Below are 11,485 nucleotides of genomic sequence, written 5' to 3'. Positions count from 1 at the left end.
AGCGCGGACCGGAAGGCCGTCCGCACACGGCCCTTCTCCCCTCGGCCCGCGGGCGCGGAACAGCGCCACGTCAGGGGGTCAACTCGTCCGTCCGGCAAGGCCGCTCACCCTGCATCAGCCATTGCCGAACCGCGCTCCCCATACGTTGGACTAGACCAACTAATGGTGTCAACCCTTTCCCGCGGGTTACCGATTGGGAAATCAACGCAGCTCACGGCGCCTCTCGGGGTTCGCTTTATGTTTCGGAGGCTGACATAAGCGCGGGTATGTTTCCGGAATTGACATAAGCGCGAACGGTGAACCGCCCGGGTCCGCCGTACGTTGGGCACATGGCACGCGCGTTGACGGCTCCCCCGTGGCTGACCGAGGGCCTGCGCCCCCGGTCCGCACCGGTCCCCTGGGCGGCGGCGGCCCGCGCCTCCGTCGCGCTCGCCGCCCCGCTCGCGGTGGGCACCGCCACCGGACGGCCCGGCTACGGCGCGCTGGTGTCGATGGGCGCGCTGTCCGGAGTCATCGGGGACACCGCCGACGCCTACCGGATGCGGGTGTTCAACATCGCCGTGCCCCAGCTGTTCGGCGCCCTCGGGATGCTGTTCGGCACCCTGGTGTTCGGCACCGGCTGGACGGCCGTCGTGACGGTGACCGTCGTCGCGCTGGTCTCCGGCATGATCTCCTCGATCGGCGCGGTCGCCTCCGTCTCCGGACTGCTCCTGCTGCTCAACGCGGTGGTCGGGGCCGGCCTGCCGCTGCCCTCCCCGTGGTGGCTGCCGCCCGCCCTGCTGCTGCTCGGCGGCCTGGTGGTGCTCACCCTGACCCTGCTCGCCTGGCCGCTGCGGCTGGGCGTCCCCGAGCGGGCGGTGGTGGCCGGCACCTACCGGGCGGCCGCCGACCTGCTGGCGGCCGCCGGCACACCGGAGTACGACGGCCGCCGCCACGCGCTCACCCAGTCGCTCAACCAGTCCTACGACCTGCTGCTCGCCCGGCGCGCCCGCCGGCACGGCCGCTCACCCACCCTGGCCCGACTGCTCGCCCAGCTCAACGCGCTGATCCCGGTGGTCGAGGCGGCCCCCGCGGCCCAGCTGCGCCCGCCCGAGTTCGGCCCGCTGCCGGCCGACTACCCGGCCGCCGTCCGCGCGCTCGCCGACGCCGTCGAGCGGGACCGCGCCGGCCCGGCGCCGCCCCTCGCCCTGCCGAGCCCCGCCGGGCCCTCCACCCGCGCCCTGGTCGAGGCGATCGAGCACGCCGCCACCGTGGCGTACGAGGCCTCGCCCGACCCGTACGCCGCCGACGACCGGCTCGGCCGGCCGGCCCGCCTCGCGGTGCGGGCCCGGCGGGCGGCCAGGGCGCTGCTGCTGTCCGGCGCGTCCTGGCGGTACGGGCTGCGGCTGGCGCTGTGCATCGGGCTGGCGCAGGTGCTGGTCTCGGTGATCGCGGTGCCCCGCTCGTACTGGGTGGCGCTGACCGTGACCTTCGTGATGAAGCCCGACTTCGGCTCGGTGTTCTCCCGCGCGGTGCTGCGCGCGTTCGGCACCGCGGCCGGGCTGCTGATCGCCATCCCGGTCCTGGCCGAGGTGCCGCACGGCTGGTGGGACGTCCCGGTGATGGCGGTGCTGGCGACGCTGATCCCGGTGCTCTCCGCCAAGGGGTACGCCTTCCAGACCGCGGCCATCACCCCGGTCATCCTGCTGCTCTCCGACCTGCTCAACCACCAGGGCTTCCACCTGGTGCTGCCCCGGCTCTACGACTCGCTGATCGGCTGCGGGATCTCCCTGCTGGCCGGCTACCTGCTGTGGCCGGAGTCCTGGCACACCCGGATCGGCGACCGCCTCGCCGACGCCGTCCAGGACACCGCCTCGTACGTGTCGCTGGCCTTCGCCACCGGCCCCGGACCGGACGAACCGGCCGCCCGCGCCCGCTACCGGCGGCGGCTCTACCGGGACCTGTCCGCCGTGCGCAGCGAGTTCCAGCGGGCCCTCACCGAGCCGCCGCCGGTCGGGGCCCGGGCGCGGGCGTGGTGGCCGGTGGTGATCGCGGTCGAGCGGATCGTGGACACCACCACCGCCACCCGGGTGCGGATCGAGCACGGCGCGCCGGTGCCGACCACCGCCGAGGTCGCCGCCGTCACCCGGGAGCTGGCCGACCTGGCCGAGGCGCTGCGCACCGGCGAGCGGCTGCCGGAGGCGCGGCCGGACGCGCTGTCGCCGGACTGCGCGCTCGCCCGGCTGCACCACGAGGTGCGCGCGGCCCGGGCGGTGGCGGCGCCGCTGCCCTGAGCACCGCTACCCGGAGCACCGGGGTCCAGAGCGCCGCTGCCCTGAGCGCGACGGCCCTGAACGCCGTCGCCGAACGGCCGACCGGGCCCCGGACCGGCCCGCTCAGTCCTGGATCCGCCGCCAGGGCCGGTCCGCCTCCAGCGCGAAGGCCAGCTCCAGCAGCAGCCGCTCCTGCCCGTGCGCCGCCGACAGGTGCACCCCGACCGGCAGCCCGCCGGGCGCGGAGCCCGCCGGCAGGGCGATGCCCGGGCCGCCGGCCACGTTGTTGACCGGGGTGAAGGCGACGTAGCGCGTCAGCCGGTCCATCAGCTCGTCGAAGTCCACGTTCGGGCTCAGGTGCCCGATCGGCGGGGTGGTGTGGGCGAGCACCGGGGAGAGGATCACGTCGTGGGTGCGGAAGATCCGCGCGTACACGCCCTCGGCCCGGCGCAGCCGCCGCAGCACGCCGGGGGTCCGCGGGAACTCGGCCTGGAACCGGCGGCGCAGCCCGGTGGTCAGGCCGTCCAGCCTCCCGGCCCGGAAGCCCGGGTCGATCAGCAGCCGGCCGGTGGCCGCGACGGCCCAGGCGATGTAGCCCCAGTAGCTGACGAAGTCGCGGGAGAACTCCTCGCCGAAGGGCAGTGCGGCGGGCTCGACCAGGTGGCCCATCGCCTCCAGCCGGGCGGCGGTCTCCTCGACCACCCGCCGGGTCGGCCCGTCGGTCCTGGCGGTCGGCGAGTCCACCACCAGGCCGATCCGCAGCCGCCGCTCGCCGGGCCCTTCGACCAGGCCGAGCGGGGGCAGCGCGGGGTTGCTCCGGTGCCGCTCGGCGGCGGCGAGGAAGGCGGCGGTGTCGCGCACCGAGCGGGTCAGCACGCCGTCGGTGACCAGGTCGATCGGCAGTTTGCCGCTCTGGGCGTTGGTGACCAGCCGGCCCCGGGTGGGCTTGAGGCCGACCAGCCCGCAGCAGGCCGCCGGGATGCGGATCGAGCCGCCGCCGTCGTTGGCGTGGGCGATCGGCACCACGCCGGAGGCCACCAGGGCGGCCGCGCCGCCCGAGGAGGCGCCGGCCGAGTGCGAGGGCTTCCACGGGTTGCGCACCGGCTGGGCGGTGGCGAACTCGGTGGAGGCGTTGAGGCCGAACTCGGGCAGCCGGGTCTTGCCGAGGACGGCCAGGCCGGTGGCGAGGAACTGGTCGGTGAAGCGCGCGTTGCGGCGGGCCGGGCGGGCGGGGAAGGCCTCGCTGCCCATCCCGGTCGGCAGGCCGCGCAGGTCCACGTTGTCCTTGAGGTAGGTCGGCACGCCCCAGAGCGGACCGCCGATGCCCTCCCGGCTGATCCGCGGCCTGTCGTACGAAGCGTGGGCGACGGGCAGCAGCGCGCCGTCCACCCGGGCGGCCCGGTCGACGGCCGCGCCGACCAGCTCCCGGGGGTTGACCGTACCGGCCCGGACCAGCGCGGCGAGCGCCACCGCGTCGTGGGCGCCCAGGGCGTCGTCGGCGAACGCGTGGACCCGCTCGTCGGTCATCCGAACTCCCCACTCCCCGCCGGACGTTCCGCCGTCCGACCATCGCACCGGCTGCTCGTACCTGCCCGGTTCTACTGACCGGTAATCTCACTGGGCTCCGAGTGTAGGCCCACCCGGCGACGCCCTACGGCCCGGGGTGCCCGCTCCCGGGCGGACGAGCCGTCAAGGCAGCGAGGGCGCACGATCGTTCGCCCCGCGCCCCCGCGTTCACCCCGTCCGCCGGTCCACGATCGTTTCGCCGCACACCGCCGGGAAAGATCACGTTCGCGATTCGTCCCGGTCCTCCCGCCCCAACCAAGGTGACGCCCGTGCCGACCCCGTTCTTCCCGACCACCCGGTTCACCGCGGCCACCGCCCCCGGCGGCCTCCCGCTGCTCGGCCACGCCCCCGCCCTCCTCCACCACCCCCACGAGTTCGTCGCCGGCCTGCCCGCCCACGGCGACCTCGTCCGGCTGCGGCTCGGCCCGCTCCGCGCGTACGTGGTCTGCCACCCCGAGCTGGTCCGCCGGATGCTCACCGACGACCAGACCTTCGACAAGGGCGGGCCCCTCCTCGACAAGGCCCGGGAGGTCTTCGGCAACGGCCTCGCCACCTGCCCCGCCGCCGCCCACCGGCGCCAACGGCGCATGCTGCAGCCCGCGTTCCACCGCGACCGGCTGCCCGGCTACGCCGCGCTGATGATCGAGGAGATCGCCGGCGCCACCGCCCGCTGGCACGACGGCGACGTGATCGACGTCCCCGCCGCGATGTACCGCCTCTCCACCGCCGTCACCGCCCGCTGCCTGTTCGCCGCGCACGAGCGGGCCGGCTCGCTGCCGGTGCACCGGAGCATGGACGTGGTGACCCGCGGCGTCGGCCGGCGGCTGATGCTGCCGCTGCCCGGCGCCGACCGCCTCCCCACCCCCGGCAACCGCCGCTTCCGCCGCGCCCAGCAGGACCTGCGGGAGATCACCCGGCGGCTGATCGCCGAACACCGCGCCACCGGCACCGACCGGCACGACCTGCTCTCCACGCTCCTCGCCGCCACGGACGAGGACGGCCGGGGCCTGTCCGACACCGAAGTCCACGAGCAGGTGGTCACCTTCCTGCTGGCCGGCATGGAGACCACCGCCGCCACCCTCTCCTGGGCCTGGACACTGCTCGCCGCCAACCCGGCCGTCCGGACCCGCCTGCACGCCGAGCTCGACACCGTCCTGGACGGCCGGCCCGCCCGCCACGAGGACCTGCCCTCCCTGCCGCTCACCGCCCGGATCGTCAGCGAGACCCTGCGGCTCTACCCGCCGCCGTGGATCCTCAGCCGCACCGCCACCACCGACACCGAGCTCGGCGGCCACCGCGTCCCGGCCGGCGCCACCCTGCTCTACAGCCCGTACCTGCTGCACCGCCGGCCCGACCTGTTCCCCCGCCCCGACCGCTTCGACCCCGACCGCTGGCTCACCACCGCCCGCCCCGCCCCCGGCACCTACGCGCCCTTCGGCCTCGGCGCCCGCCGCTGCATCGGCGACGCCTTCGGCACCACCGAGGCCGTCCTCGCCATCGCCACCATCGCCGCCCGCTGGACCATCGCCCCCACCCCCGGCCGGCCCGTCCGCCCCGTCCGCGGCTCCTCCCTCGTGCCCCGGCCCTTCACCGCGACGCTGACCCGCCGGGTCCGCTGACCGGATCCCCACCGGGCTTCGGTACTGTCCCGGCATGGCCGGCCGCACGGGCGCCGGCCGCGGACCACACCGCTCGACCGGGACACCACCAGACCATGAACGCACCCACCCCATCGGGGCTCCTGACCGGGCTGCTCCGCGCCGTCCGGACGTACCCGCGCCGCTCGCCGCTGACCTTCGGCTACGTCCTCCTGCTCCTGCTCGGGAACGTCTGGGTCGGGAACCTGCTCGCCGCGGACCGGGCGGACGCGCTCCGCGACCACATCAGCACCAACCTCGACAACCTCCACGACCACCCGGTCGCCGCCCTGTTCGGCAGCGCGCTGCTGTTCGACGGCACCCTCACCGAGATCCTCTCCACCGGCTTCGGCGGCACCCTGATCACCCTCGGCCTCGGCATCGGCTGCTGCCTCGCCTGGACCGAGCGCCGCTTCGGCAGCCCGCGCGCCGCCGCCGTCCTCCTCGGCGGGCACATCGGCGCCACGCTGCTCACCGCCGCGGTGATCGTGTTCGCCCTGCGGCACGGCTGGTACCCGGAGAGCGTGCGCCAGGCCTCGGACTACGGCATCAGCTACGGCGCCCAGACCGTCCTCGCCCTCGCCGTCCTCGCCCTGCCCCGCTGGGCCCGGCTGCCCTGGGCCGCCTTCGTCCTCGCCTGGCCGCTCTCCGGCGACGGCGAATGGCCCGGCCCCCTCCCGCCGTTCACCACCGTCGGCCACCTGCTCTCCGCCGCCCTCGGCTTCGCCCTGGCCGCCGCCGTGGCCCTCACCGCCGCCCGCCGCCGGCGCGCCGAAACCCTTGCCCCGGCGCCGGCCGACCGGTGATCATGCCCGGATGACCAGGAGTGCGAAGACCCCCTTCCACAGCCCCCGCTCCTTCCGGCTCTGGCACTACGGCATCGGCCACAAGGAGCTGGTGCTGCGCAGCCAGGCGGGCGGGCAGGAGCCCGAGACCCTCGACATCGTCTTCGAGACCGTGCGGGCGATGAAGCTCCACACCCACTACCCCACGCTGACGATCCGTTCCGCCACCCCCGAGGAGCGCAAGAGCATCCGGGAGTTCTCCGACGGCGGCCCGGGCGAGCTCTCCGGCGTGGGGCACTACTACCTGGTCCTGGAGTCGGAGCGGGACCCGGCCTTCGTGGTGTGCCGCCGGGTCGAGGCCTACGCCCGGCCCGGTGCGGAGGCCGACTACCGCATCACGGCGTCGACCGGGCGCCTGGTCTGGGCCGGCAGCCGGACCTGAACCAGCGCCCGGGCCTGGGCCTGGGCCCGAGCCCGCGTCAGCCCGGCGGGCGCCGGTCGGCGGCGATCGCGGTGAGCAGCCGCTCGATCTCCGCCAGCCGGCGCCGCAGGTCCTCGACGTCGGCGCGGGTGGCGCTCTGCTCGCCGTGCTTGAGGGCCACCAGCAGCTGCCCGTCCGGCTCCAGCCGGGCGCGGGCGACGTCGCCGACCTTGTCGCCGTTCTGGATCCGGATGGCGTGCTCCAGCTCCGACGGGCGCAGCGCCAGGCTGTGCAGCGCGCCCTCGACCAGCTTGCCGTCCTTCACCACGGTGGTGGGCCTGCCCTCCAGGAGCCGGGCGGCCTTCGGGTCGCGGGCGAGCCAGCGGGTGACGCCGGCGTTCACCGCGACCAGCGTGACCGCCCCGATCGCGCCGCCGAGCAGGCTGTTGTCGTTGCCGATGATGGCGTTCTGCACCACGTTGGAGAGCAGGAAGACGACCACCATGTCGAAGGTGTTCAGCCCCGCCAGCCCGCGTTTCCCGGCCAGCCGGAACAGCACCAGGATCAGCACGTAGACGGCGACCGTACGGAGGACCTTCTCCACGATCGGAATCTGGACGGCCATCAGGTCGTGCCACACTGCCCCGCTCCTCCCGCCTCGACTGCAAGCGAACGGGGCAGACGCTACGCCACGGTCACCGCTTGGGCCTGCCGCGCCGGGCCGCCGCGCCCCGCCCGCCGGCCTTGGCGCCCCCGGCCTTCGGCGCCCCCGCGCGCTGTCCACCGGACTTCTGCCCGCCCGCCTTCTGGCCACCCGCCTTCTGCGCGCCGCCCTTCTGCCCGCCGGACTTCTGCGGCTGCGGCTTGCCCCGGCCGGCCGCCGCCTTCCTCGGCTGCGCCTCGGGCGCCGCCTGCCCGGCCCCGCGCCCGCGCGAGCTGTTGACCGTACGGCCGCGGACGATCCCGATGAACTCCTCCACCAGGTCCGTCGTCCGCTCCTGCGGCCAGGCCAGCGCCACCTGGGACTGCGGCGCCTCCACCACCGGCCGGTAGGTGAGGTCCCGGCGGTGGTGCAGCCGGGCCAGCGACTGCGGCACCAGGAGCACGCCGACGTTCGCCGCGACCAGCTCGATCGCGTCCTCCGTGCTGTCCGGACGCGCGATGGCGGGCCGCCCGGGCAGGGTGTCGGCGGTGAATCCGAGGGTGTCGTCGAGCGGGTGGAAGACCACCTCCTCGGCCAGGTCGTCCAGCGCGACCTCCTCGGCGGCGGCGAGCCAGTGGTCCTTGGGGAAGACCACGACGGTGGTCTCGCTGTAGAGCGGGATCGCGCTCAGCACGTCCTTGTCGACCGGCAGCCGGACCAGCCCGGCGTCCGCGCCGCCCTCGCGCAGCGTGCGCTCGCCGTCGCCGAACGGGACCGCGAGGAGGTCCAGCGGCACGTCCGGGAGCCGCTCGCTCCAGACCCGGACCCATTTGCCGGGGGTCACGCCCGGGACGTACACGAGCCGGAAGGACGGGTTCACCTGCATGTCTGTCACAAGGCAAGGCTACCGACCGTGACCGGGAGCGCCCGCGCACTCCCTTACCCTTGTCACCATGACATCGCTCAAGCAGAAGACCAGCCAGACCATGAAGCCGGCCACCGCGGCCAAGAAGCTGGGGATCTACCTCGACGCGGCGCCGACCGGCTTCCAGGAGGGCGTGGTCTCCCGCGAGGAGCTCAGCGCGCTGCAGGCCGAGCCGCCGCAGTGGCTCCAGGACCTGCGCAAGAACGGCCCGCACCCGCGCCCGGTGGTCGCCGCCAAGCTCGGCATCTCCATCTCCGGCCTGGCCCGCGGCGGCGTGACCGAGGCGCTCACCACCGAGCAGATCGAGGCGGTCAAGGCCGAGAACCCGCTCTGGCTCCAGCACGAGCGCGCCAACCAGGTGGACGTCCGCAAGGAGACCGCCCGGATCAAGGAGAAGCACGAGAAGGAGGCCGCCGCCCAGGCCGCCAAGGAGGGCAAGGCTGCCAAGGCCAGCTGACCCGTCCTCCCCCGCCCGGCACGGCGGCGCCCCGGCGCCGGTTGCCGGGCCCCGCGCAACGACGGTGCCGGCGTCCGTTCCGACGGACGCCGGCACCGTCGTGTGCGCGGCTTCGCAGGTGGGTCCGTCCACGGGTCCGCACGCGGGTCCGTGCGTGGCGGGCGCCGGCGGGAGGGGACGGAACCCCCGTCCCACCAGCGCGTATTGACCGGGCCGCCGGTCGCTCCGAATAATCGGCGGGACCGGGCACGGCGGTACGCCGCGCCGCGGTACACCGCATCGGGGGAGCGACCGTGATCGAACAGCCTCAGCACACCAAACTCGCCGCACTCGCGGAGGAGTTCTTCGACGCCGAGAACACCCACAACCCGTTCGACGCGACCCTCAGCGGGGTCGAGGGCTACGCCCACCTGGTGCCCGACCCGTCCCGCGCGGCCGCGCACCGCCACCGCGAGGCCCTGCTGGGCTTCACCGCCCGGCTGGCCGCGATCCCGCTGGACTCGCTGGCCGGCGAGGACCGGATCACCCACCGGGTGCTCGCCCGGCTGCTCGCCAACGGCATCGGCCAGATCACCCACGGGCTGGCCGAGTTCAGCGTCTCGGCGACCATCGTCGCCCCGCAGAACGAGGCCTTCACCGCGCTCGCCATGACCTCGATCGACCAGGAGGGCGCCGACGCCTACCTGGAACGCCTCGCCGCGCTGCCCGACTACTTCGACGCCGTCCTGCGCCGCACCCTGGACGCCGCCGCCGAGGGCCGCCACCCGCTGCGCAGCGGGGTCGACGCCGCCGTCGCCCAGCTGGAGGCCCACCTGGCGACCGCCCCGGCCGAGGACAAGCTGCTGCGGCCGCTGGCCGGCCGCCCGGAGTCCGAGCGCGCCCTGGTGATCGTGCGCGACGCCGTCCGCCCCGCGGTGGCCCGCTTCCTGGCCGGGCTGGCCCAGCGGCTGGCACCGGGCGCCCGGCCGGACGACAAGCCCGGGGTCTGCCACGTGCCGGGCGGCGCCGAGGGCTACGCGGACGCCGTCGCCCGCTTCACCCGGCCCGGGCTCACCCCGGAGGAGGTGCACCGGATCGGTCTGGAGGCCGTCGCGGCGCTGCGCGAGGAGTTCGCCGAGCTGGGCGGCAAGGTGCTGGGCATCACCGACCCGGCCGCCGTGCTGACCGCGCTGCGCGAGGACCGCTCGCTGCGCTTCGGCAGCGCGGCCGAGATCGTCGCCCTGGCGGACGGGGCGCTGGACCGGGCCCGCCGCGCCGCCCCGGACTGGTTCCGCCCGTACCCGATCGCCGACTGCGTGACCAGGGAGATCGACCCGATCGAGGCGGAGACCGCGCCGCTGGCCTACTACCAGCCGCCGGGCCCGGGCGGACTGCCCGGCACCCACTGGATCAACACGCTGAGCCCGGAGACCCGGTTCAGCTACGAGTACGAGGCGATCGCCTTCCACGAGAGCGTTCCCGGCCACCACCTCCAGCTCGCCGTCGCGCAGACCCTGCACCACCTGCCGCGGTTCCGGCGGAACCCGAGCGGCCAGCTGACCGCGCACGTCGAGGGCTGGGGCCTGTACACCGAGCGGCTCGCGGACGAGATGGGGCTGTACGGCTCGGAGCTGTCCCGGTTCGGGATGCTCTCGCTGGACGCGATGCGGGCGGTCCGGCTGGTGGTGGACACCGGGATGCACCACTACGGCTGGTCCCGGGAGCGGGCGAAGGCCTACATGCGGGCCAACACCGCGACCCCCGAGGCCAACGTCCGCAACGAGATCGACCGCTACATCGCCTGGCCGGGCCAGGCCACCGCCTACCTGATCGGCCGCCGGGAGATCGTGCGGCACCGCGAGCGGGCCGAGGCGGCGCTCGGCGCCCGGTTCGACGTCCGGGAGTTCCACCACCGGCTGATCGGGCACGGCAGCCTGCCGCTGGGGGTGCTGGAGGAGCTGGTGACGGACTGGATCGCGGAGCAGTAGGCCGCAGGCCCTCCGGCCGGGCTCAACGGCCCAGCACCGCACCGCCGTTGAGCCCGATCACCTGACCGGTCAGGTACCCGGCGGCCGGCGAGGCCAGGTAGGCGACCGCCTCGGCCACGTCGGCCGGGGTGCCCGCCCGGCCGACCAGGGTGTCGGCCACCTTCCGCGCGTGGAACTCCTCGCTCCAGCCCGCCCCGAAGATCTCGGTGGACTCGACGTACCCGGGCGCGAGCACGTTCACCGTGATCCCGTCGGGCCCCAACTGCCGCGCCAGGCCGAAGGCCCAGCCGTGCAGCGCGGCCTTGGCCGCGGCGTACGAGCCCGCCGAGTGCGGGCCCGCGCCGCCGCGCTGGGCCGCGGCCGAACTGATCACCACCAGCCGGCCGCCGGGCCGCCGCAGCGCGTCCTGGAGCGCGGTGGTCAGCAGCACGGCGGTGAGCAGATTGCCGTCCAGGTCCCGCCGCCAGGCGGCGGCCAGCGCGGCCAGACCGTCATCGGCGGGCGGGGTGACGATCGCGCCCGCGTTGTTCACCAGCACGTCCACCGGCCCGAGCGCGGCGATCCGGGCCGCCGCCGCCTCGACCGCCGCCGGGTCGGTCAGATCGGCCGCCACCGGCACGACGCGCCCCGGTCCGGCGGTCCGCTCGATCTCCTCCCGGGCCTGCTCCAGCACCGCCGCCCGGCGGCCGAGGACCACCACCCGGTGCCCGTCCCGGACCAGCCGCGCCGCGATCGCCCGGCCGATCCCGGTCCCGCCCCCGGACACCACCGCGAGCCGCTCCACCGTCGTCACTCCGCCCCCCTCGGGCTTCGGCCCGTACGCGCCGGGCAC

Annotated in this window: 10 protein-coding genes; 6 read left to right on the top strand and 4 right to left on the bottom strand. The window is 75.4% G+C overall.

What is annotated here, in order from left to right:
• Nucleotides 1-329: 329 nt before the first annotated feature.
• Nucleotides 330-2,273 carry an FUSC family protein gene (locus ACFCY1_RS19000; RefSeq protein ID WP_375875297.1) on the top strand — a complete coding sequence of 648 codons (1,944 nt, stop codon included), beginning with the start codon at nucleotides 330-332 and terminating at the stop codon, nucleotides 2,271-2,273.
• A gap of 102 nt (nucleotides 2,274-2,375) precedes the next feature.
• On the opposite strand, the gene ACFCY1_RS18995 is transcribed toward ACFCY1_RS19000, so the two are convergent.
• Complete coding sequence (locus ACFCY1_RS18995; protein WP_049657344.1) at nucleotides 2,376-3,779, bottom strand: amidase; 1,404 nt, start codon at nucleotides 3,777-3,779, stop codon at nucleotides 2,376-2,378.
• Between the two features lie 308 nt (nucleotides 3,780-4,087).
• Here ACFCY1_RS18995 and ACFCY1_RS18990 point away from each other — a divergent pair, with 308 nt between their 5' ends.
• The 3 genes from ACFCY1_RS18990 (at nucleotide 4,088) to ACFCY1_RS18980 (ending at nucleotide 6,682) form a co-directional block, all read left to right on the top strand.
• On the top strand, nucleotides 4,088-5,437 hold the full coding sequence (locus tag ACFCY1_RS18990) for a cytochrome P450 (protein ID WP_375875296.1): 1,350 nt from the start codon (nucleotides 4,088-4,090) through the stop codon (nucleotides 5,435-5,437).
• 95 nt (nucleotides 5,438-5,532) lie between these two features.
• Complete coding sequence (locus ACFCY1_RS18985) at nucleotides 5,533-6,261, top strand: rhomboid-like protein (protein WP_375875295.1); 729 nt, start codon at nucleotides 5,533-5,535, stop codon at nucleotides 6,259-6,261.
• A 10-nt stretch (nucleotides 6,262-6,271) separates the two neighbouring features.
• Nucleotides 6,272-6,682: a hypothetical protein gene (locus tag ACFCY1_RS18980; RefSeq protein ID WP_375875294.1), complete on the top strand. Its 411-nt coding sequence runs from the start codon at nucleotides 6,272-6,274 to the stop codon at nucleotides 6,680-6,682.
• Nucleotides 6,683-6,719: 37 nt separating this feature from the next.
• Here the strand turns inward: ACFCY1_RS18980 and ACFCY1_RS18975 are convergent, their stop codons facing one another.
• Both ACFCY1_RS18975 and ACFCY1_RS18970 read right to left on the bottom strand, forming a co-directional pair.
• Nucleotides 6,720-7,301, bottom strand: coding sequence for a DUF421 domain-containing protein (locus ACFCY1_RS18975; protein WP_049657336.1), 582 nt, complete (start codon nucleotides 7,299-7,301; stop codon nucleotides 6,720-6,722).
• A gap of 55 nt (nucleotides 7,302-7,356) precedes the next feature.
• Complete coding sequence (locus ACFCY1_RS18970; RefSeq protein ID WP_375875364.1) at nucleotides 7,357-8,190, bottom strand: LysR family substrate-binding domain-containing protein; 834 nt, start codon at nucleotides 8,188-8,190, stop codon at nucleotides 7,357-7,359.
• Nucleotides 8,191-8,257: 67 nt separating this feature from the next.
• On the opposite strand from ACFCY1_RS18970, the gene ACFCY1_RS18965 reads away from it, so the two are divergent.
• Both ACFCY1_RS18965 and ACFCY1_RS18960 read left to right on the top strand, forming a co-directional pair.
• Nucleotides 8,258-8,686 carry a DUF5997 family protein gene (locus tag ACFCY1_RS18965; RefSeq protein WP_049657333.1) on the top strand — a complete coding sequence of 143 codons (429 nt, stop codon included), beginning with the start codon at nucleotides 8,258-8,260 and terminating at the stop codon, nucleotides 8,684-8,686.
• A 293-nt stretch (nucleotides 8,687-8,979) separates the two neighbouring features.
• Complete coding sequence (locus tag ACFCY1_RS18960) at nucleotides 8,980-10,653, top strand: DUF885 family protein (RefSeq protein WP_375875293.1); 1,674 nt, start codon at nucleotides 8,980-8,982, stop codon at nucleotides 10,651-10,653.
• 22 nt (nucleotides 10,654-10,675) lie between these two features.
• On the opposite strand, the gene ACFCY1_RS18955 is transcribed toward ACFCY1_RS18960, so the two are convergent.
• The gene (locus ACFCY1_RS18955; protein WP_310593214.1) at nucleotides 10,676-11,446 is read right to left on the bottom strand and encodes an SDR family oxidoreductase; all 771 of its coding nucleotides are present in this window, start codon (nucleotides 11,444-11,446) and stop codon (nucleotides 10,676-10,678) included.
• Nucleotides 11,447-11,485: the final 39 nt, after the last annotated feature.

Origin of the sequence: Kitasatospora sp. NPDC056273 (genome assembly GCF_042268845.1) — a bacterium.
Lineage (GTDB): Bacteria > Actinomycetota > Actinomycetes > Streptomycetales > Streptomycetaceae > Kitasatospora.
The sequence above is the reverse complement of the archived record's forward strand: the minus strand, read 5'-3'. Positions and strand labels throughout refer to the sequence as shown.